Genomic DNA, 21,483 nt, shown 5'->3' with positions numbered 1-21,483 from the left:
TTCCGGAGGAACGATGGACAATATCATTGCCACGGGGCTGATCGGGATCAGCCTTGGATCGCAATACGCGCTCCTGGCGCTCGGTTTCACCCTGATCTTCGGCATCCTGGGCGTCGTCAATTTCGCCCATGGGGGGTTCTACGTGATGGGCGGCTACGTCGCCTATTACTGCTCCATCGTGCTCGGGCTGCCCTTCCCCATCGCCGTGCTCGCCGCGACGCTCGCCACGGCAGGGCTCGGCTGGCTGTTCGAGACGATCATCCTCGAGCGGGTGATCGAGGACCATCAGGCAACCCTGATGGTCACCATGGGCTTCTACCTCGTCATGGCGACCGCGATCCTGCTCCTCTTCGGTCCGGAATCGCCCGAGTTCTCGTTCCCGATCACGGGCGTGTGGCGGGCGGGCGGTGCCTACGTCCCCTACGCGAACATGGTCGTCATCGGCGTCTGCCTCGCTGCGATCGTCTTCGTCTACTGGCTCATCTACCGCTCCGGCATCGGGCGGGCGATGCGCGCCATGGCGGAGGACCGGGTGGTGGCGAGCGCGCTGGGGATGCGCACGCGGGCCCTGTTCCCCTTCGCCTTTGCCCTCGCGACGGGCCTCGCCGGCCTGACGGGTGCGCTCGTCACCCCCATCCTCGCGCTGGCTCCCCATGTCGGCGATCCGGTGCTCGCCTTCTCGTTCCTCACCGTCATCCTCGGCGGGCTCGGAAGCGTGGCCGGTGCAACGGTCGCCGCCTTCATCGTCGGCATGGTCGAGGCCTACGCCGCCGTCTATCTCGGCGGCTCGAAGGGAGCGCTGGCGCTCTTCGTCCTGGTCCTCCTCATCCTCGTGGTCCGCCCGCAGGGCCTGCTCGGCAGGGAGGTGCGGCGGGCATGAGCGACCAGGCATCCATCTCGCGCCTCCCGCAGGCGCGCCGTCCCACCCTCCTCGGCGGCTACGAATGGGCGACACTCTGCGTCGTCGGCCTCGCCTTCGCGGTTCCGGTGCTCACCCGCAACCCGCAGATCCTCTCGCAGACGAACCTGATCCTCATCGCGGCCACCGCCGCGCTGGGCGTCTACATCATGCTGCGCATGGATTTGATGAGCTTCGCCGTGCCGGCTTTCATGGCGATCGGCGGCTACACGGTCGCCCTGCTGAGCCTCCGGCTCGGCGTGACCGACGCCATCCTGCTCGGGGTCGCCGCCTTCGTGTTGCCGGCCCTCTGCGCCATCCCGCTCGGCTGGCTGATCCTACGCCTGAAGGGGGTCTACTTCGTCCTCGTCACCTTCGTGCTGACGGAGATCGTCCAGCTGCTCCTGTTCGAGGCGACGACCCTAACCGGCGGCTCCAACGGCCTCGTGGGGATGCCGGCGGTGACCCTCTTCGGCATCGAGCTGATGGACAACAGCCAGGTGCTCCTGACCACGGCGGGCCTCGCCTTCGCGGGCTTCACCATCACCGCGCTCTTCACCCGGTATTTCCGCTACGAGTTCACCGCGATCGAGAAGAACGACGTGCTCGCCGAGAGCCTCGGCTTGGCCTGCTGGCGCTACAAGGCGCTGGCTTTCTCGGTCGCGGCCGGGGTCTCGGGCCTTGCCGGCTTCGCGCTGGTGAACATGCTGCTCACCGCGCACCCGACCTCCTTCGCGCCGATGTCCTCGGTGAGCTACATCACCTACACCATCGTGGGCGGGAAAGGCGCGATCCTCGGCACGCTCGCCGGCGCCGCGCTCCTCGTGACGGCGACCGATCTCTTCGCCCTCAAGGGCGAGCTGTCCCCCGGCCTGTTCGGGCTCCTCATCATCGTCGTCACTCTCGTGGCGCGGGGCGGCGTCATCGGGCTCGCCGCGAAGGCGGCGGGGCGTCTGCGGCGGGCCTCGCCTGCGGCACCCGCCCGCGTCGCTCCCATCGCCGCGGTCCAAGCCCGGGGGGTGAAATCGTGAGCGCGAGCCTCACCGCCTCAGCCGGCGCCCTGCGCGCCGACAGCATCTCGAAGGCGTTCGGCGGCCTCAAGGTCTTCCACGACGTGAGCTTCACCCTGCCGCCGGCCGGCCTGCTCGGGGTCATCGGCCCCAACGGTGCGGGCAAGACCACGATGATCAACATCATGTCGGGCCGGTTGCCGCTGAGTTCGGGCCAGGTCCTGCTCGGCGACATGCGGATCGATGGTCGTCCCGTCTACGCGAATGCGGATCAGGGCCTGGTCCGCAGCTTCCAGCAGACTGCGACCTTCGCCGGCTCGAGCGTCGAGGACAACCTCATCGCCGCCTTGCGCTTCGCGAAACGCGACCGCTCGGTGCTCGAGCGCCTGGCTCCCCTACTCGACCGGTTCGGGCTGATCGAGTGCTGGGGGCGCCACGCCGAAATCCTGCCCTACGGGCTCCAGAAGATGCTCGGCCTGACCATGGCGCTGGCGACGCAGCCGAAGATACTGCTGCTCGACGAGCCGGCCGCCGGGCTCGAGAAGTCCGAACGATCCAACATCGACGCCTATGTCGGCTTCGCCCAGCGCGAATTCGGGTGCGGCATCCTGCTCGTCGAGCACGACATGGACCTGATCCGGCGCCTGTGTCCGCAAGTCATCGTGCTGGACGGCGGCCGCCTGATCGCGGCCGGGCCGCCGGGCGAGATCCTGAGCCGCAAGGACGTGATCGACGCCTATCTCGGCGGCGCGGACGAGGAGGATGGCGATGCTCAGCATTCGTGATCTCCACGTCTCCTATGGCGGCACCCGCGCCGTCGAGGGGATCGACCTCGACGTCGGAGCCGGGGAAACCGTCCTGCTGATCGGGGCGAACGGCGCCGGCAAGTCGAGCCTGATCAACGCCGTGATCGGCCTCGTCCGTACCGCGCGCGGCCGCGTCACCTTCGAGGGCCGGGACATCGCCGGGCTGCCGAGCGACGCCCGTGCCCGCTGCGGGATCGGGTACTCGCCGGAGGGGCGGCGCGTCTTCCCGAGCATGAGCGTCAAGGACAACGTGCTGTCCGGCGCGGTGCGCCTGGCCCCCCGCGAGCAGGCCCGCCGGTGGGAGGGGCTCGTGGACTCGTTCCCCTTCCTGGCCGAGCGGCAGGCCCAGGCGGCGGGCGAGCTGTCCGGCGGCCAGCAGCAGCTCGTCGCCATCGCCCGCGCAATGAGCGGGGGGCCGAAGCTGCTCCTCCTCGACGAGCCGTTCCTCGGCCTCGCCCCGGTCTGGATCCGGCAGATCTCGGCCGCGGTCCAGCGGATGCGGGACGAGGGAATCGCGGTGCTGATGACGGAGCAGATGGCCCGTCCCGCGCTGCGGATCGCGCAAGTCGGTCACGTGATGCGCTCCGGCCAGATCCGGCGCTCCGGCCGGACCGAGGAGATCAGGGGGGCGGCGCTCGCCGAGGAGTACCTGTGACCCCGTCCCCCCACCATCCGATGAGGAGCAACGATTTGCAGCGTACCGCACCACTTGGCGGCCTGACCGTTCTCGAGCTCGGCCACTCGGTCGCCGCGCCCTATGCCGGCCTGATCCTGGCCGAGCTCGGCGCGCGGGTGATCAAGGTCGAGAACCCGGCGACCGGCGACTACGCCCGCGGCTGGGGTCCCCCCTTCCTCGGCGACGACGCCACCGTCTTCCACGCTCTCAACCGCTCCAAGGAGAGCGTGACGCTCGACTTTTCCGACCCGGCGCAGAAGGCTGCCCTGAAGCGTCTGATCCTCGACTCCGACGCCGTCATCCAGAACCTCCGGCCCGGCCTGCTCGAGAAGTTCGGCGTCGAGGCGGACGCGTTGCGCCGGGAGAAGCCCGAGCTGATCTGGTGCGACATCGGCGCCTTCGGCAAGTCGGGCCCGCTGGCGAGCAAGCCCGGCTACGACCCGCTCGCCCAGGCGAGTTCCGGGATCATGTCGATCACCGGCGAGGCCGACCGGGCGCCGGTCCGCGTCGGCGTGTCACTGGTGGACATGGGCGCGGGCATGTGGACCGTCATCGGCCTCCTCGCCGCGCTATGCGAGCGCGGCGCGACCGGCACCGGCGCCCGGGTGTCAACCTCGCTCTTCGAGACCGGGCTCGCCTGGATGACCATCCCGCTCGCAGCGCACGCCGTGTCGGGGGAGGTGCGCAAGCCGCAGGGTTCGGGCCTCTCCGAGATCGTCCCCTACCAGGCCTTCGAGGCGAGCGACGGCTGGGTGATGATCGCGGCCGGCAACGACAAGCTCTTCGGGCGACTGTGCGAGGCGATCCCGGGGCTCTCCGAGGTCGGGCGCGATCCCCGCTTCGCGCGGAACCGCGGCCGGGTGCTCCTGCGCGACGAGCTCGTGCCGCGAATCGCGGCCGCCATTCGCGGCCTGAGCGCAGCGGCGCTCGGCGCCACCCTCGATGCCGCCCAGGTGCCAAACTGCCCGCTGCTCCGCATCGATCAGGTCTGGGCCCACCCGCAAACGCAGGCCGTCGGCATCCTCACCGAAGGGGCGGGCCACCAATGGGTCGGGCTGCCGATCACGCTCGACGACGCCCGCCCCACCGCGGGCGGGGCGGCGCCCGCCCTCGGTGCCCACAACGCAAGCCTCCTGCAGGACCACGGATGAACGCCACCTACGAGACCCTCGGGCTGGAGCGGATCGACGATGACCTGCTTCTGATCCGGCTGAACCGGCCCCAGGCCGCCAACGCGATGAACACCCGGATGGGCGAGGAGCTCCTCGACCTCTTCGAGCGGTTCCAGCTCGAGACGGACGGCGTGCGGGCGATCGTCGTCACCGGGACCGGCGAGAAGGCCTTCTGCGCCGGGGGCGACCTCAAGGAGCGCAACGGCATGACCGACGCGCAGTGGCTGCGCCAGCACGCCATGTTCGAGCGGATGCTGCGCGCGGTCGTCGCCTGCCCGCTGCCCCTGATCGGCGCGGTCAACGGCGCGGCCTTCGGCGGCGGCTGCGAGCTCGCGGCGGCGCTGGATTTTACCTACGCGGCGGAGAGCGCGCGTTTCGCGCTGACCGAGGTGACGCTCGGGATCATGCCCGGTGCCGGCGGGACCCAGAATCTCCCGCGGGCGCTCGGCGAGCGGCGCGCCAAGGAGATCATCCTCACGGGATTGCCCTTCACCGCTCAGGAAGCCTGCGACTGGGGCTTCGTCAACCGCGTCCTGCCGCAGGCGGACCTGCTGGAAGCCACCCTCGCCACCGCGCGGCGGATCGCCGGAAACGCGCCGATCGCCGTGCGCCAGGCCAAGCAGTCGATCCACCGCGGGTTGCAGATGTCGCTCGCCGACGGGCTCGCCTTCGAGATCGAGTGCTACAACCGCATGGTCGCGACGCAGGACCGGCACGAGGGCGTGCGCGCCTTCAACGAGAAGCGCAAGCCGCGCTTCCGGGGAGAGTAGCCATGCCGGAACACGCGATCCTGCGCGAGGTCGGCCTGCGGGACGGCATCCAGATGGCGGCGCGCTTCCTTCCCACGGAGCGCAAGCGCGAATGGGCGCTGCGACTGAAGGAGGCCGGTCTGCGCGAGATCGAGCTGACGTCCTTCGTGCCCGCGAAGGTAGTGCCGCAGTTCGCCGACGCCGACGCGCTCGCGGCCGCCCTGCCGGACCTCTCCGGCGTGACGACCTCGGCCCTGGTGCCGAACCTGAAGGGAGCCGAGCGGGCACTCGCGGCCGGCTTCACCCACGTCAATTACGTCCTGTCGATCTCGGAGGCCCACAGCCTGTCCAACGTGCGCCGCTCGACCGACGAGGCGATCGCGGAATTCGAGCGGATCGCCGCCCTGAAGGCGACGCCGGCCGGACGCGGCATGGTGCTCGGCGTCGGGCTCGCCACGAGCTTCGGCTGCACGCTGCAGGGGCACGTCGATCCCGACCGGGTATTCGAGGTCGCCGCGATCGTGGCCGAGGGCGGCGCCGACGAGGTGATCGTCGCCGACACCGTCGGCTACGGCAACCCGGCCCAGGTCAGGGCCCTCCTGCCGACGATCCTGGGCATCGCCGCGGGCCGGCGGGTGGTCTGCCACTTTCACGACACCCGCGGCCTCGGCCTCGCCAACGTCGCGGCGGCGCTCGATGCCGGCGTGCGTACCTTCGACAGCTCGCTCGCCGGGCTCGGCGGCTGCCCCTTCGCGCCGGGTGCGACCGGCAACATCAACACCGAGGACGCCGCCTTCATGCTCGACAGCATGGGCTTTGCCACCGGCCTCGACATCCCGGCGCTCCTCGCCTTGCGCCGCGACGTGGAGGGCTGGCTCGGCGACGAGCGCTACAGCGGCGCGATCGCCCGCGCCGGCCTGCCCAAGACCTATCCGCCCGGACCGACGCCACCGACTCTCCGGACGTCCTCCCCCGCCCTCGCCTCGTGAGATTGTGACATGAGCCAGCCAGACGTCATGCTCGATATCGGCAAGGACTATCCCGAGCTGCGCGATTCGGTGCGCCGGATCTGCGAGAAGTATCCGATGGAGTACTGGGCGAAGCTCGAGGAGGAATCAGGCTATCCGTCCGAATTCGTGGCCGAACTGACCGAGGGCGGGTTCCTCGCCGCCCTCATCCCAGAGGAGTACGGCGGCGCCGGCCTGCCGCTCAGGGCCGCCTCCGTCATCCTCGAGGAGATCAACGCCTGCGGCTGCGTAGCGAGCCCGGCCCACGCCCAGATGTACATCATGGGCACCCTCCTGCGGCACGGGTCGGAGGACCAGAAGCGCGAGTACCTGCCGAAGATCGCCTCGGGCGAGCTGCGGCTCCAGGCCTTCGGCGTGACCGAGCCGACCACCGGTTCGGACACCACCCAGCTTAAGACCCGGGCCTTGCGCGAGGGCAACGGCTACGTCATCAACGGGCAGAAGGTCTGGACCTCCCGCGCCCGCTACTCAGACCTCCTCCTTTTGCTCGCCCGAACGACGCCCATCGACCAGGTCCAGAAGAAGACGGACGGCATTTCGGTCTTCCTGATCGACCTGCGCGAGGCGCGCGGCAACGGGATCGACATCCGCCCGATCAAGGCGCTGATCAACCACAACACGACCGAGATGTTCATCGAGGACCTGCGCGTTCCGGCCTCCGCGCTGGTCGGCGAGGAGGGCAAGGGCTTTCGCTACATCCTCGACGGGATGAATGCCGAGCGGATCCTCGTCGCGTCCGAGTGCGTCGGCGACGGGCGCTACATGATCCAGCGGGCCGTGGCCTACGCCAACGAGCGCGTCGTGTTCAACCGGCCCATCGGTGCCAACCAGGGCATCCAGTTCCCGATCGCCCGCGCGCACGTGGCGCTGGAGGCCGCGGATCTGATGGCGCGCAAGGCCGCTGCCCTGTTCGATGCCGGGCAGCCCTGCGGATCCGAGGCCAACATGGCCAAGCTCCTCGCCTCCGAGGCGACCTGGAGCGCGGCGGACACGGCGCTCCAGACCCATGGCGGCTTCGGTTTCGCCACGGAATACGGCATCGAGCGCAAGTGGCGCGAGTGCCGCATCTACCAGACCGCCCCGATCTCGACGAACCTCGTGCTGGCCTATGTCGGCCAGCACGTCCTCGGCATGCCGCGTTCCTACTGAGGTGGCCATGGACAGCATCACTCTGAAGGCCGCCGATTTCGTTGCCCGCTTCGACGGCGCGCGCGTTCCGGCGCGGGCGCGGCACGCCGCACGCATCGGCTTCGTCGACTGCGTGGGCGTGATGCTCGCCGGCGCGGGCGAGCCGGCCGTGCGACTGGCCGCCACGATCGCCGCGCCCGTCCCCGGCAGCAACGAGGCGCCCGTCGCCGTGGACGGGCAGCGCTACGGCGCGGCGGAGGCCGCCTTCGTCAACGGCGTCGCCGCCCACGTCCTCGACTTCGACGACGTGGCGCTGGCGGGGCATCCCAGCACCGTCCTCGTGCCGGCGATCCTGGCCGAGGCCCACGCGCTCTCGGCCTCGGGCGAGGCGGCGATCGACGCCTACCTCGTCGGCTACGAGCTGTGGGCGCATCTCGCCGAACTCGAGCCCGGTCACCTGCACGATCGCGGCTTCCACCCGACGGCGGTGATGGGAACGCTCGCCTGCGCGGCGGCGGCCGCACGGCTGCGGCGGCTCGGCCCGGAGGAGACCGCGCACGCGCTCGCCATCGCCGCCTCGCTGGCGGCCGGGCTCGTGGCAAATTTCGGCTCGATGACGAAGTCGCTGCATGCCGGGCGCACCGCGCAGTCGGGCATCCAGGCCGCGCGGCTCGCGAGCGCCGGCTATACCGGCAGTCTCGACGCTCTCGAGCACCGGACGGGGTTCCTGCGAGCCTTCTCGCCGTCCGGCGGGCCGCACCTCGATCCCGCCGCCTTTCGCATCGGCGAGGAGTGGCTGGTCGAGCGCTTCGGCGTCAACATCAAGCGCTATCCGACCTGCTACGCGACGCACCGGGCCATCGACGCAATGATCGACCTCGCGGGCGCGCACGACCTCGGGCCCGAGACCGTCGAGACCATCCACGTCCATACCGGCGCCACCCAGCGCCTGATGCTGCGCAACACCCGTCCCAGGACGGGGCTCGAGGCGAAGTTCTCGATGGAATTCGCGATGGCGAGCGCGCTCCTGGCGCGGCGGGTCGGCCTTTCGGAGCTCACCGACGCCTTCGTCGGCCGCGCCGACATCCAGGCGATGCTCGAACGGGTCGACGTCACGGTGAGCGAGGAGAGCGCCGGGACCGACATGCCGATGGCACCGCACGACCTCGTCTGGGTGACCTTGAGGGACGGCACGGTGCATCGCCACGCGCCGGTGGAGCATGCGCGCGGCAGCTGGCAGCGTCCGCTCGAGCGCGCGGAGCTCGAGGCGAAGTTCCGCGACTGCGCGGAGATCCGGCTGCCGCCGGAGCGCGCCGCGGCCCTGTTCGCGAAGCTCTGGGACATCGAGGCCGTCGGCGACCTTCGCGACCTCGCGCTGAACTAGGCCCCTTCCGTTGTGCTGCACGGTCGCGAAACAGGGCGCACGATGAGCCTGCCAGACACGCAGATCCCCGGCGTCTACCACCGCCGCTTCGGCGACGTCCTCGTCACGGCCCTGTCCGACGGCTACGTCGAGATGGGGTACGACATCTTCCGGGAGTTCTCGCGAGAGGACGTCGAACAGATGATGGCGCGCGACCACCGGATGTCGCCGCCGCGGATCTCCGTGAACTGCTTCCTGCTGCGGGGACCGGCCGGCACGGCGCTGATCGATTGCGGCTCGCAGGACAAGTTCGGGCCGACGGCGGGCAAGCTCTTCGCAAACCTCGCGGCGGCCGGCGTCGCGCCGTCCGAGATCGGGCACGTGCTCCTTACCCACTGCCACCCCGACCATTCCTGCGGCCTCACGGACGCGGCGAGCGGCCGGCGGCTGTTCCCGAACGCGACCGTGATCGTCAACCGCAAGGAGATCGCACACTGGTTCTCGGACGAGGCGATGGCGCGCGCGAATGCGCGCCAGCGCGAGCGCTACTTCGGCTGGACGCGCGAGCAGGTCGGGCCCTATCGCGCGGAGCATCTGCGCCTCGCCGACGATGGCGACGAGGTCCTGCCTGGCATCACGCTGATCGAATGCGCCGGCCACACGCCGGGTCACTCGACCTACGTCCTGCGCTCGCAGGGGCGGCGGATGATCGTCTGGGGCGACCTCGCGCATGTTCCCGAGATCCAGGTCGCGCGCCCCGAGGTCTCGATGAGCTTCGATCACGATCCCGACATGGCGGCGGCGAACCGGACTGCGCTGCTGCAGCGCATCTACGACGAGGACATGCTGGTCGCGGGGATGCACATCCACTTCCCCGGGCTCGGCTACCTCGTCCGCGAGGGGGCGGGCTACCGCGTCGCAACCGAGCAGTGGCAGTTCGAGATCTGATGACCCGAGAGAAGGCACCGAGGGCCCCCACCATCCGCGAAGTCGCGAAGCTCGCCAACGTCTCGACCGGGACCGTGTCGCGGGTCGTGAACGACGCGTCCGACGTGAAGCCGGCGGTCCGCAAGGCGGTCGAGGAGGCGATCGCGGAATTGGGCTACGTGCCGAACGCCGCGGCCAAGTCGATGCGGATGGGGCGCACCCGCACCGTCGGCTGCATCCTGCGCGAGATCAACATCGCCCAGCTCGGCGGCTTCGTCTCGACGGCGCAGAACGTCCTCAACGAATCCGGCTACGCGCTGCTCATCTCGAACTCGGAGGGCCGGCGCGAGCGCGAGATCAAGCTCCTGCGCAGCTTTTCGAGCGGCCAGGTCGACGGCGTCCTGATGGGGCCCTACACGCCGATCGAGGGCGAGATGGAGGAGATCCTCCGGGACCTGCCGGTTCCCCTCGTCATGATCGACCGCGACCAGCCGCCCTGGTGCGATGCCGTCTACGTCGACCACGAGGGCGGAACCCGGCTTGCGACGTCTCACCTCCTCGGCCTCGGTCACCGCCGGATCGCGCTCCTGACCGGCCCGATGGGGCTGCATCCCGCGGTCTCCCGGGTCCGCGGCTTCGAGGGCGCCCACGCCGAACGGGGGATCGCGCCCCTGCCGGATCTCATCGTGTCCGGGAGCTTCCTGCGCGACCACGCCTATCGGGCGACCTCGGCGCTGCTGAGCCTGTCGCGACGGCCGACAGCGATCATCGCCGGCGGCATCGACATGCTCTCGGGCGTCCTGCGGGCGATCCGGACGCACGGCCTCGCGATCCCGGGCGACATCTCGGTGATCGCCTCGGGGCGGAGCGACCTCTCCGACCTGCACCAGCCGCCGATCGCGGTGGTCGGGTGGGAGCAGAGCGAGGTCGGGGCGACGGCCGCCTCGCTGCTCCTCGACCACATCATCCGGGGCCGCCGGGACGAGCCGCGCCGCGTCCTCATCCCGACGACCTTCGATCCCCAGGCATCCTGCGCCCCGCCCCGCGGGCCGGGATCGGCCGAAGGCCCGTAAGCCCGCTGCGGGCGGTGGGCGCGATGACACGGCCGACGGGACGCGAAGATCCCGGTCCGGCCCTACACGACAACCGGGAGGGAACCGCCATGGGCTCCGACGTCAAACTGTTCTCCGGCTTCACCTTGCGCGGCGTCACGCTGAAGAACCGCGTGGTCATCTCGCCGATGGGCACCTACTCGGCCGAGAACGGCCGCCTCCAGCCCTTCCATCACACTCACTACGCCAACTTCGCCATGGGTGGCGCGGGCCTGGTGATGATCGAGCAGACCTCGATCACGCGGCGCGGGCGGGTGACCAACGGCGATCCCGGCCTGTGGGAGGACGGCCAGATCGGCGACATGCGCGCCCTCGTGAGCCACATCAAGAGCTACGGGGCCAAGGCCGGCATCCAGCTCAACCACGGCGGCCGCAAGTCGTCGATGCAGCGCGCGTTCCGGGGCAACGGCCCGCTGACCGACCGCGACCTCGCCATGGGCGAGGAGGAGTGGGTGCCGCTCGCGCCCTCGGCCCTGCCGCTCGGGGAGGGCTGGCGGACGCCGGAGGCGATCACCGCAGGCCAGCTCGAGGGCCTGCGCGACGCCTTCGCGGCGGCGGCACGGCGCGCGGTCCTGGCGGGCTTCGATCTCGTCGAGATCCACATGGCGCACGGCTACCTGCTGCAGAACTTCCTGTCCCCGCTCGCCAACCAGCGGGACGACGAGTACGGCGGCAGCCTCGAGAACCGGATGCGGTTCCCGCTGGAGGTGGTGCGCGCCGTCCGCGAGGTCGTGCCGCCCTCGATGCCGCTCTTTGCGCGCATCTCCGCTACCGACTGGATCGAGGGCGGCTGGACGATGGACGACAGCCTCGTCCTCGCCCGCGCTCTCGCGGAGGCCGGCATCGACCTCGTGGATTGCTCGTCGGGGGGTAATCTGCGCGTCGGCGCGACCAACTCGAGCCTGGGGCGGGGGCCGGGATACCAGGTTCCCTTCGCCGAGCGCATCCGCGCGGAGGCGGGCATCCCCACCGCGGCGGTCGGCATGATCCGCACCCCGGATTTCGCCGAGCGGATTCTCCGGGAGGGCCGGGCCGATCTGATCTGCATCGCCCGCCAGGCGCTGTTCGATCCGTTCTGGGCCCACCACGCGGCCGAGACGCTCGGCGTCAACGACGGCTTTTCCGACTGGCCGCCGCAATACGGCTGGTGGCTGGAGAAATGGGGCCGCGCGCTCTCCGCCAACGGCGAGCGGCCGATGGGTCCCGAGGTCTTCGCGCCGTCGTCGACGCAACCCCCCCGCGAGAGCTCCGCGGCCTGAGCATCAGGGGGAACGGGAGAGCACCATGCCCACGCGCATCTGGCACCAATCCGTGAACGAGTTGAGCCGCATCGCGGCCTACAAGCAGGGTATCGAGGCCCATGCCCGCGCGTTCCTCGGCACGGAGGCCGAGATCCACGTGCAGGGTCTCCCTCAGGGAACCTACGGCGACTTGAGCCCGAGCGACGCGCTCGGCAACGCCTACCTCTACCACCGCGTGCTCGGACCGATTGTCGAGCAGGCGGTGGAGGCGGAGCGCCAGGGCTACGACGCCTTTGTGATCGGATCGTTCAGCGAGCCCTACCTGCGCGAGATGCGCAGTGCGGTCGACATCCCGGTCGTCTCCCTGACCGAGGCGTCGCTCCTCGTCGGCTGCTCGCTCGGCACGCGGATCGCACTGATCTCCAACGCCCCGAACGTCGCCTACATGACGAAGCTCTCGGTGGCCAAGCACCATCTCGAGGCCCGGGTCCAGGCTATCACCGCGCTCGACCCGGGCATGGACGAGTACGCCCTCATCGAGGCCCGCGACGACCCATTCGCCCTGATCGAGGCCTTCACGCGGACCGCGCGCGCGCTGATCGCCGAAGGGGCCGAGGTCATCGTGCCGGCCGAGGGCGTGATGGCCGAGATCTTCGCCAAGCAGGGCCTGCGCCGGATCGACGGGGCCGTGGTGCTGGACGTGTTCGCCGCCGCCTGGAGCCAGGCCTTGTCCCTCGTGCGGCTGCGCCGGGGACTCGGGCTCTCCGTCAGTCGCGCCTGGGCCTACAGCCGCGGCTGATGCCCGGCACGAGGAGAGAGACACTGACATGACGCCTGCCGGACGCATCCTCGGGGATTACCTCGGACACTTCGCCTCGCGCACGCTCGAGCCGGACATCCGCGAGAAGGCGCTGATGTGCCTCATCGACACGCTCGGCCTTTCGCTCTCGGCGCGCGACGAGCCGACGACCCGCGCGGCGATCGCCCTGTCGCGGACGCTCGCCGCCGACAGCGACGGCACGGCGCGGTCCTGGGCGTTCGGGGTTCGCCTCGCCCCTTCCGAGGCCGCCTTCGCCAACGGGGTCGCGGCGCACGCGCATTTCCAGGACGACACCGACCACGATTCCTGGACGCATCCGGGCTCCCTCGTACCACCGGCGGCCGTCGCCTTGGCCGAACGGGACGGGGCGAGCCTCGAGGCCACGCTGCGCGCCCTCGTCGCCGGCTACAGCACAATCAACTGGCTCGGCCGCGACGAGGTCGTGGCGCGACGGCTGATCGCGCGCGGCTTCCGGACCAGCCCGACCTTCGGCACGATCGCCGCGGCGGCGGGCGCCGCCGTCATGCTCGGCCTCGACCCGGAGCGCGCCGCCTCCGCGGTCTCGATCGCGGCATCCACCACCGGGGGTACCCTCGAGCCCGTGCGGGCCGGCGCGGACGAGTGGCGCGTCCAGAACGGTCGGGCGGCGCAAGGCGGGCTGATCGCGGCCTGCCTCGCCGCGGCCGGCGTCTCCGGCGCCCCGGGGGCCCTCGACGGCCCGAAGGGCTTCCTCGCGACCGTCGCCGGCATGGAGCAGGCGCCGGACGTCTGGGCGACGCCGCCCGATCCGGCGGCGATGCGCGGCATCATGTGCAAGCCCTACGCAACGCTCGGCGACAACATGCCGGCCGCGATAGCGGCGCAGAAGCTCCACGGCGAAGGCCTCGACCCCGCCGCGGTCGAGACGATCGAGGTCACGCTCTGGGAGCCCTACACGGTCTATCCCGGAACGAACTTCAAGGGTCCGTACGAGCGGCTGGTGCAGACTCAGGCCAGCACCGCCTTCGCCGTCTCGGCGATGCTCTCGCGCGGGGACATTACCTACGAGATGGGGAACAGCCTGCGAAACGATCCGACGATCCTCGATCTCGTGCGCCGGACTACCGTGGTGCCGGACGCGGAGGGCGGTGCGCTCGATTCCCGCATCACCATCCGGATGAGGGACGGCTCCCGCCGCGAGGCCCATTCCTCGCAGATGCCGCGGGAGCTGATCTTCCTGACCCGCGACCGCACCCTCGCGGTTTTCGACCAGCGCCTGACACGTCTCGGCGCGGCCCCGGGCGCCGCCCGTGCCCTCGGGGAACGGTTGTTCGACGGGCTCGACGGTGCCGGCAGCCTCCCGCTCGGCACCGTGCTCCACGACATCCTGGCGCTCGCGCGATGACGGCGCCCCCGACCACCGAGGGCGGGCATGAGGGCGGGCATGAGGGCCGGCCTCTCCTGTTCCAGCCGTTCACGATCCGCGGCGTGACGCTCAAGAACCGGATCGTCGTCTCGCCGATGGGCACCTATGCGGCCGAGGACGGCCGGCTGACGCCGTTCCAGTTCGCTCATTACCAGCGCATGGCGATGGGCGGCGCCGGCCTCGTGATCATGGAGCAGACCTTCGTCACGCGGGCCGGTCGGGTCAGCAACGGCGATCCGGGTCTCTGGGCCGACAGCCAGATCGCCCCGATGGCGGCGCTCGTTGGCGAGATGAAGCGCTACGGCGCCAGGACGGCGATCCAGATCAGCCACGGGGGCCGCAAGGGCGGCCAGCAACGCGCGCACGAGGGGAACGGCCCGATCGGCGAGCGCGACCTCGCCGCCGGGAGCGAGCCGCTCTATCCCATGGGCGCCTCGGCGGTGCCGCTCTCGGACGGCTGGCAGGTCCCGGTCGCGATGAGCGAGGCGCAGATCGAGGGCGTGATCGAGGCCTACGTCGCCGGCGCGCGTCGCGCAGTCCTCGCCGGTTTCGACCTCCTCGAGCTGCATCTCGCCCACGGCTACCTCCTGCAGAGCTTCCTCTCGCCGATCGCGAACCATCGCACCGACCGCTGGGGCGGTTCGCTCGAGAACCGGATGCGGCTGCCGCTCACCGTCGTGCGGCGCCTGCGTGCCATGCTGCCCGAGTCGATGCCCCTCTTCGCGCGCCTCTCGGTAACGGACTGGATGGAGGGCGGCTGGACCGAGGCGGACAGCGTCGTCCTGGCGCGGGAGCTGAAGGATGCGGGCGTCGACCTCATCGACTGCTCGTCGGGCGGCAACATGCGGGCCGGCGCGACGAACTCGAACCTGGCGCGGGGCCCCGGCTACCAGGTCGCGCTGTCCGACCGGCTGCGGCGGGAGGCGGGGATTCCCACGGCCGCCGTCGGCATGATTCGCACCCCGGCCCATGCCGAGCGGATCCTCCGGGAGGGGCGGTCGGATCTCGTCTGCATCGGGCGCCAGATGCTCTTCGACCCGTTCTGGGCCCACCACGCCGCCTGGGAGATGGGCGTGGAGCGGGACTTCGCGTCCTGGCCCGAGCCCTACGGCTGGTGGCTCGACAAGTGGGCCCGCGCGCTCGACGCGAACGGCGAGGATCCGCTCGGGCCGGAACGCTTCGCCGACGCCGCGGAATGAGGGAGGGCACGGGATGAACTGGGGGACCGAGCTCGCGACGACCTATCAGCGCTACGGCGACCGGATCGGGATCGTCGATGCGCAGGGGCCGCACCGGATCGCGGAGGTGCTCGACGTCGCGGCGGGCATCGCGCGCCGCCTCGCGGCCCGCGGCCTCGGCCCGGGCGCCTTCGTGGCGACGATCTTCCACAACTCGGCGCTCGCCGCATCGGCGAGCTACGCCGTCTCGCTCGCGGGTGCGGCGGAGGTACCCGTCAACCCGCTCCTGAGCCCACACGAGATCGCGCACGCCCTCGCCTGCGCGGGGGCCGGGCTGATCCTGATGGACGGTGCGGACGAGCTCCCGGCCGATCTCGGCGTGCCCTGCGAGGATGTCCGGGGGATCGAGGCGTACCCCTTCGTGCCGGAGGGCTGGCCGGACGTCGATCCGGACGCCCCGAGCCGGATCGTCTTCACCAGCGGCACGACGGGCCCGGCCAAGGGTGCGATCCACACGCATCGCGGCCGGTGGACCGGCACCCTGATGCTGCGCGCCTCCCTGCCCTTCGCGCCGGACGGGGGAAGTCGCGTCCTGCTCATGACGCCGTTCTCGCATGGCAGCTCGCTGCTCACCTTCGCCTACCTCGCGCAGGGGGCGAGCGTGCATCTCATGCGCGGCGTCGAGCCGGCTTTGGTGCTGCCGCTCCTGGCCTCCGGCGAGATCACCGAGGCCTTCGCCCCGCCGACGGTGCTCGCCAAGCTCCTCGATGCCTGGCCCCGCCCGGAGCATCGCGACCTCGTCCCGAGGCTGCGCACGGTCCTGACCGGCACGGCGCCCCTGACGCCGCTCGTCTACCGCGGCGCCGTCGAGCGCTTCGGCGACATCGTCCGCGTGACCTACGGCAAGAGCGAGATCTTCAACCCGATCACGGTCCTCGATCCGCCCGAGACCGCCGCGGCCTACGCCGAGCTGCCCGCGGAGGGATTGTGCGTCGGCTGGCCCACGACGGGCGTCCAGATCGAGATCCGCGACGAGGCGGGCCTCCGCCTACCGCGCGGTGAGACCGGGGCGATCCACCTGATGAGCCCGCACCTCTCGACCGGCTACATGATGCGCGACGGCCGGAGGCTGCGGGCCGGCGGCGAGTTCCACGACACCGGCGACATCGGGTTCGTGGACGCGCGCGGGCGTCTCTTCCTCGTCGCGCGGCAGTCCGACATGATGAAGAGCGGCGGCTACAAGGTCTCGCCCGACGAGGTCGAACGCGCCCTCGCCCCGTTCCTCCCGGAGACGGAACTCGTCGTCCTCGGCACTCCGTCCGACTATTGGGGCGAAATCGTCACGCTCGTCGCGCAACGGCCGCCCGAGGATTGGCGCGCGCGCCTCGGCCCGGCCCTCGACGCGATGACGCCCTACAAGCGGCCGCGCCTGTTCGCCGCCGTCGAGGAGTTGCCCCGCAACGCGATCGGCAAGATCGCGCGAACGCAGCTCCGCCGCTGCCTACTGGAGACCCACGACCTCGTCGAGACGCCCAAGCCTGCCCTCGTCACGAAGCCCGCTCTCGTCGCAAAGCCGGGAGACGACGCGACATGACCTCCTTCTCGCGGATCCCCTTCTCCCAAGTGCCGGCGATCTACCATCGCCCGGTGGGCGACGTTCTCGTGACCGCCTTGTGCGACGGCTACGTCGCCTACGACACGCTGGAGATCATGCGCGACGGCGATCACGCCAAGCTCGCGCGATTCCTGCGGGAGGACGGGAGGACGGTGCCTCCCGTCGTCTCGATCAACGCCTTTCTGATCCGCGACGGCATCCGCACCATCCTGGTCGATTGCGGATCGGGCGACATCATGGGGCCGACCTGCGGCCACCTGCCCGGCCTCCTTCACGGGCTCGGGATCGCCCCCGGCGCGATCACCGACGTGCTGCTGACCCACGTCCATCCCGATCACTCGAACGGCCTCACGGATCCCGCAACCGGGCGCAAGCTGTTCCCGAACGCGCTGGTGCACGTCCACGAGGCGGAGATCGCCCACTGGTTCGACGATGCGGCGAAGGCGGGGGCAACCGAGCGCCAGAAGCGGGTCTACTTCGATGCGGGGCGGATCCAGCTCGGTCCCTACCTCGACGGCGCGGTCCGCCGGTTCTCGCACGAGCACGAGGCGCTGCCCGGCATCACGGCGGTGCCCTCGACCGGGCACACGCCGGGGCACACCTGCTACATCCTCCGATCGCGCGGCGAGGCGATGATCGTCTGGGGCGACACCGTGCACGTCCCGGAGGTCCAGCTCGGCGATCCGGGTGTCGGCATGATCTTCGACACCGACAGCGCGGCGGGCGCGGTCGCTCGGCGGCGCATCCTCCGGCGCTGCGTCGAGGAGGATCTCCTGGTGGCCGGCATGCACATCCACTTTCCCGGCTTCGCCCGCATCCGGCCGGGCCATGTCGGCGCGTTCCGGTTCGTCCAGGAGCAGTGGTTTCACGCACCGCATCCCGGTCGGAGCGGGCCCGTCGACCGCTGACGGGGCACCTCGAGAACCGGACTTCCATCGAGGCTGAGGGCAGTGTCGAGGACGAACCCATGCCGACCATGAGCATCTGCCACGCCCCCGAGCCCGGCGGTCCGAAGTCTTTGCGCTTCGAGCAGGCCGAACGACCCCGTCCCGCGCCCTGCGAGGTGCTGATCCGGGTCGGTGCCGTCGGCGTCAACCGCCTCGACGCGATGCAGCGCGCCGGGCATTACCCCCTTCCGCCCGGAACGAACCCCGTGCTTGGCGTTGAGTGCGGCGGCACGGTCGTGGAGGTGGGGGCCGAGGTCGACGGGATCGTCCCCGGGACGCGGGTCGCCGCGCTCCTGTCCGGCGGCGGATACGCAGAATACGCCGTGGCCGATCACCGCCACGTCGTCGCCGTGCCGGCCGATTGGGACGACGTGCGGGCGGCCTCCGTCATCGAGACCTTCTGCACAGCGCACGAAACCCTGTTCGAGCTGTCCCGCCTCGCCCCGGGGGAACGAGTGCTGATCCATGCCGGCGGCAGCGCCGTCGGCAGCACGGCGATCCTCATGGCGAAGAGCATCGGCGCGGAGATCGTGGCGACCGTCGGACGCGAGGACAAAGCGCGTCGCCTGCGCGACTGGGGGATCCCGCACGTCGTCAATTACCGTGAGGTAGATTTCGCGGACGCGCTCCGTGAGATCCACCCCGACGGCGTCGATGTGGTGGAAGATTTCGTCGGGTCCGCCTATCTCGCCCGCCACGTCTCGCTCCTGCGCTGGCGCGGCCGGCTCGCCTTCGTCGGGCTGCTGAGCTCCGGTTCCTGCCAGATGGATGTCGCCGCGGTGCTCCTCAAGATGCTGCAGCTTCGCGGCTTCACGCTTCGGCCGCATTCGGTCGCCGAGAAGGCGGCCGTTGTCGAGCGCTTCCGCCGGCGCTGGCTGCCGGAGCTGACCGACGGCCGCATCACCCCGGCGATCCACGCCGTACTTCCCTTCGGCCAGGCCGCGGAGGCTCACCGCATGCTCGAGAATGCGGATAACTTCGGGAAGATCGTGCTCAGGATCTGAGACATTCCGGTATGGTGACGGCTGGGATCGCCAACAGACGGCCTATGCACCGCTACGACCTCTTCACTCTCGAACTGTTCATCGCCGTCGTCGAGGAGCAGAGCATCGCGGCGGCGTCCGAGCGCGCGCATATCGCGGCCTCCGCCATCAGCCGGCGCATCTCGGAACTCGAGGCGATGCTCGGCGCCGAACTTCTGGTGCGCCACTCCAAGGGCATCGACCTGACCGAGGCCGGCACGGCCCTCCTCCACCACGCCCGCACCATCCAGGGCGTCGAGATCATCGGTCCGGCGCCGCCGGCCTCGGGCGGGGTCCACATCGTGCAGATGCTGAACCTCCTCGAGGCCTACGATCTCGCCGCGATGGGCTTCGGCACGCCGGACACGCTCCACCTCCTGCTCGAGGTGCTGAAGATCACCGCCGTCGAACGGCGCGCTGCCACCGCCGATCCCGCCTTCGTCGACGTGCCGGTGGCCCGGCTGACCGCGAAGGACTACGCCGCCCGGCGCCGCCCGGAGATCGACCCGGAGCGGTCCGGCCGCTACGCGCCCGGCGTCGGCACGAACGAGTCCGCGAACACCACCCACGTCACCGTGGCGGATGCGGACGGCACCATCGTCACCTCGACCCAGACGATCAACAGCCTGTTCGGCGCCAAGATCATGATCCCCGGGACCGGGATCGTGCCGAACAACTATATGTACCTGTTCGATCCGCATCCGGGCCACGCCCTGTCCTTGGCGCCCGGCAAGCGGATCACGAGCGGCATCTCGGCCCTCATCGGGTGCCGCGCGGGCCGGCCGGTCTTCGCGCTCGGGCTGCCCGACGCGCACCGGATCCCCTCCGGCGCCCTCCAGGCCGTCCTCAACCTCGTCGACCACGGCATGTCCCTGCAGGAGGCCGTCGAGGCGACCCGCATCTTCACCTGGGGCGAGGAGGCGGAGATCGAGGCCGGCATTCCGGAGACCGTGCGCGCGGCGCTTGCCGCTCGCGGTCACCCGGTGCGGCCAGTGGCGCATGTCGGCGGCGGGATGCGCGCGATCGGCCTCGAGCCCGACGGCACGATGACTGGAGCGGCCTGCTGGCGGGCCGACGGCGCGCCGGCGGGGCTCGGCGGCGGGCTTGCCCGCGCCGGCACCTCGTTCTGGCCTGACCCGCGCCGGGACGCTCCGTCGGCCTGACCCGTCCGGTGGCGCCCTGGCGGCGGAGCGCGCGTGCTGGGCGTCTCGGAGGCTGGGTACTACGCCTGGGTCGTCCGGCCCCTCTCGGCGCGGGCTCAGGCGGACGAGGCGCTGCTCCGGTGTATCCGCACGATCCACCTGGGCTCGCGTCAGACCTACGGCTCACCGCGCGTGCAGGCGGAGTTACGCGACGAGGGCCAGGCCCATAGCCGCTAGCGTGTCGCCCGGCTGATACTCGGCTTCGCCGGAGACGAAGGAAGCTGCGATGAGGCCCGCTCCCAATGCGAAGGCGGCCGTGAGAAGAGAGCAGGTGATCCATCTGTCACGCCGGTCGATCACCGCTCCAACACTGCGGGCTGCCACCACGTGAGCCGCGAGGCTCGCGACCACGACAGCAACGACTCCGGCCAGAAGCCTCGCCGGAGACCAGCCGGTGGCGGTGAGCGCCGAGCCGACAGCGTCGAGGTCGACACTGGTTGCGCTGATCCGCGTCAGCCGACCCCGTAGCCCTTCTGAGAACATCGCCCCGACGCGCTCCAGCGGCTCGATCGTTGCCTCAGGCCAGTTAGCGGAGTTCGAGGGGGGCCTCGCCAAGCCATTCTTCGCGGTCAGAACGACGACCAGGAAGCCGAGTTGAGCGGCCCTGGTTGTTCTCAGCATGTGAGCCGGGCGTGAGCAGTTCCGATCGAAAACAGCAAGGGGCGCCCCGTCTTCGAAGCTGTTTCAGCTTGGCAGTCTACTTGACCGGAGCAGCGGACGGAAGCTGCTGGGCACGCATGGACGTCAACGCTCGTTGAGACACGCCCTGCTCGGCAGAGCCTAAAACAACCTGTCTGGAAAAGGACCTATTCCTCCTGGCCAGGGTAGCTCCGTCAGCTAATGCCCCTGACGCAAGAGCACGCCGTGCCGGCGAGTGCCAAGAACCGTGTCAGGAGCACAAATGTCCGGGAAACCCTCGGGAGCGGCTGTCAGGACCGGTTCGTTAAAGGCGCACCCATAGCGAACCGGCAGTACTGGTCTTCATCCGCATGCCTCCATTGGACAGCCCTCGAGGTGGTTCAGTAATTATGGCCCAACTATCCAACCTGAACCGCGAGCATGTAAACCAACCCAAGTGAGCCGGTGCGGCTAGGCGTTCCAATGAGGCTCCGCCCTAATGGACCGTGGCTAGTGGTCTGAGTTAGAGATCTGTGTGCAGGAGCGTCCGACACTGGCCAGGATCG

Annotated in this window: 21 protein-coding genes; 20 read left to right on the top strand and 1 reads right to left on the bottom strand. The window is 70.4% G+C overall.

Features of this window, described 5'->3' with window-relative positions:
- Positions 1–13 precede the first annotated feature (13 nt).
- From MFF64_RS33905 to MFF64_RS38255, 20 genes are all read left to right on the top strand, one after another.
- Positions 14–880: a branched-chain amino acid ABC transporter permease gene (locus MFF64_RS33905; RefSeq protein ID WP_238193548.1), complete on the top strand. Its 867-nt coding sequence runs from the start codon at positions 14–16 to the stop codon at positions 878–880.
- Entirely contained in the window at positions 877–1,929 is a 1,053-nt protein-coding gene (locus MFF64_RS33900) for a branched-chain amino acid ABC transporter permease (RefSeq protein ID WP_238193547.1), read from the top strand. Before MFF64_RS33905 ends, MFF64_RS33900 begins: the two co-directional genes overlap by 4 nt.
- A complete protein-coding gene (locus tag MFF64_RS33895) occupies positions 1,926–2,693 on the top strand; it encodes an ABC transporter ATP-binding protein (protein ID WP_238193546.1) in 768 nt (255 codons plus the stop codon). Before MFF64_RS33900 ends, MFF64_RS33895 begins: the two co-directional genes overlap by 4 nt.
- Positions 2,677–3,369, top strand: a complete 693-nt coding sequence (locus tag MFF64_RS33890; RefSeq protein ID WP_099901862.1) for an ABC transporter ATP-binding protein — start codon at positions 2,677–2,679, stop codon at positions 3,367–3,369. Before MFF64_RS33895 ends, MFF64_RS33890 begins: the two co-directional genes overlap by 17 nt.
- A 35-nt stretch (positions 3,370–3,404) precedes the next feature.
- Positions 3,405–4,541 carry a CaiB/BaiF CoA transferase family protein gene (locus MFF64_RS33885; RefSeq protein WP_238193545.1) on the top strand — a complete coding sequence of 379 codons (1,137 nt, stop codon included), beginning with the start codon at positions 3,405–3,407 and terminating at the stop codon, positions 4,539–4,541.
- On the top strand, positions 4,538–5,332 hold the full coding sequence (locus tag MFF64_RS33880; RefSeq protein WP_099900895.1) for an enoyl-CoA hydratase/isomerase family protein: 795 nt from the start codon (positions 4,538–4,540) through the stop codon (positions 5,330–5,332). Before MFF64_RS33885 ends, MFF64_RS33880 begins: the two co-directional genes overlap by 4 nt.
- 2 nt (positions 5,333–5,334) lie before the next feature.
- Positions 5,335–6,300 carry a hydroxymethylglutaryl-CoA lyase gene (locus MFF64_RS33875; protein WP_238193544.1) on the top strand — a complete coding sequence of 322 codons (966 nt, stop codon included), beginning with the start codon at positions 5,335–5,337 and terminating at the stop codon, positions 6,298–6,300.
- Positions 6,301–6,309: 9 nt separating this feature from the next.
- Complete coding sequence (locus tag MFF64_RS33870; protein ID WP_099902458.1) at positions 6,310–7,488, top strand: acyl-CoA dehydrogenase family protein; 1,179 nt, start codon at positions 6,310–6,312, stop codon at positions 7,486–7,488.
- A 7-nt stretch (positions 7,489–7,495) separates the two neighbouring features.
- The gene (locus MFF64_RS33865; RefSeq protein WP_238193543.1) at positions 7,496–8,851 is read left to right on the top strand and encodes an MmgE/PrpD family protein; all 1,356 of its coding nucleotides are present in this window, start codon (positions 7,496–7,498) and stop codon (positions 8,849–8,851) included.
- Between the two features lie 42 nt (positions 8,852–8,893).
- On the top strand, positions 8,894–9,778 hold the full coding sequence (locus MFF64_RS33860) for an MBL fold metallo-hydrolase (RefSeq protein WP_238193542.1): 885 nt from the start codon (positions 8,894–8,896) through the stop codon (positions 9,776–9,778).
- On the top strand, positions 9,778–10,830 hold the full coding sequence (locus MFF64_RS33855; protein WP_238193541.1) for a LacI family DNA-binding transcriptional regulator: 1,053 nt from the start codon (positions 9,778–9,780) through the stop codon (positions 10,828–10,830). Before MFF64_RS33860 ends, MFF64_RS33855 begins: the two co-directional genes overlap by 1 nt.
- Before the next feature lie 89 nt (positions 10,831–10,919).
- Positions 10,920–12,128 (top strand): NADH:flavin oxidoreductase/NADH oxidase, encoded by a 1,209-nt coding sequence (locus tag MFF64_RS33850; RefSeq protein WP_099901066.1) that lies wholly within the window; start codon positions 10,920–10,922, stop codon positions 12,126–12,128.
- 25 nt (positions 12,129–12,153) lie between these two features.
- Entirely contained in the window at positions 12,154–12,909 is a 756-nt protein-coding gene (locus MFF64_RS33845) for an aspartate/glutamate racemase family protein (protein ID WP_238193540.1), read from the top strand.
- A 28-nt stretch (positions 12,910–12,937) separates the two neighbouring features.
- Positions 12,938–14,314 carry an MmgE/PrpD family protein gene (locus MFF64_RS33840; RefSeq protein WP_238193539.1) on the top strand — a complete coding sequence of 459 codons (1,377 nt, stop codon included), beginning with the start codon at positions 12,938–12,940 and terminating at the stop codon, positions 14,312–14,314.
- Positions 14,311–15,534, top strand: coding sequence for an NADH:flavin oxidoreductase/NADH oxidase (locus MFF64_RS33835; RefSeq protein WP_238193538.1), 1,224 nt, complete (start codon positions 14,311–14,313; stop codon positions 15,532–15,534). Before MFF64_RS33840 ends, MFF64_RS33835 begins: the two co-directional genes overlap by 4 nt.
- Before the next feature lie 13 nt (positions 15,535–15,547).
- Positions 15,548–17,107 carry a class I adenylate-forming enzyme family protein gene (locus MFF64_RS33830; RefSeq protein WP_238193537.1) on the top strand — a complete coding sequence of 520 codons (1,560 nt, stop codon included), beginning with the start codon at positions 15,548–15,550 and terminating at the stop codon, positions 17,105–17,107.
- Positions 17,104–18,036, top strand: coding sequence for an MBL fold metallo-hydrolase (locus MFF64_RS33825; protein ID WP_238193536.1), 933 nt, complete (start codon positions 17,104–17,106; stop codon positions 18,034–18,036). Before MFF64_RS33830 ends, MFF64_RS33825 begins: the two co-directional genes overlap by 4 nt.
- Positions 18,037–18,095: 59 nt before the next feature.
- Complete coding sequence (locus tag MFF64_RS33820; protein ID WP_238193535.1) at positions 18,096–19,079, top strand: NAD(P)H-quinone oxidoreductase; 984 nt, start codon at positions 18,096–18,098, stop codon at positions 19,077–19,079.
- Between the two features lie 44 nt (positions 19,080–19,123).
- Positions 19,124–20,260 carry a gamma-glutamyltransferase gene (locus tag MFF64_RS33810; protein ID WP_438823120.1) on the top strand — a complete coding sequence of 379 codons (1,137 nt, stop codon included), beginning with the start codon at positions 19,124–19,126 and terminating at the stop codon, positions 20,258–20,260.
- Between the two features lie 33 nt (positions 20,261–20,293).
- Complete coding sequence (locus MFF64_RS38255; RefSeq protein WP_099900877.1) at positions 20,294–20,476, top strand: IS3 family transposase; 183 nt, start codon at positions 20,294–20,296, stop codon at positions 20,474–20,476.
- Here MFF64_RS38255 and MFF64_RS33805 read toward each other — a convergent pair.
- Positions 20,444–20,920, bottom strand: a complete 477-nt coding sequence (locus MFF64_RS33805; RefSeq protein ID WP_099900875.1) for a hypothetical protein — start codon at positions 20,918–20,920, stop codon at positions 20,444–20,446. The genes MFF64_RS38255 and MFF64_RS33805 overlap by 33 nt on opposite strands.
- Positions 20,921–21,483: the final 563 nt, after the last annotated feature.

The sequence above is a fragment of the Methylobacterium frigidaeris genome, from assembly GCF_022179185.1.
Classification (GTDB): domain Bacteria; phylum Pseudomonadota; class Alphaproteobacteria; order Rhizobiales; family Beijerinckiaceae; genus Methylobacterium; species Methylobacterium frigidaeris.
Note: the sequence above shows the minus strand (reverse complement) of the source record. Positions and strands in the feature narration are given on the sequence as shown.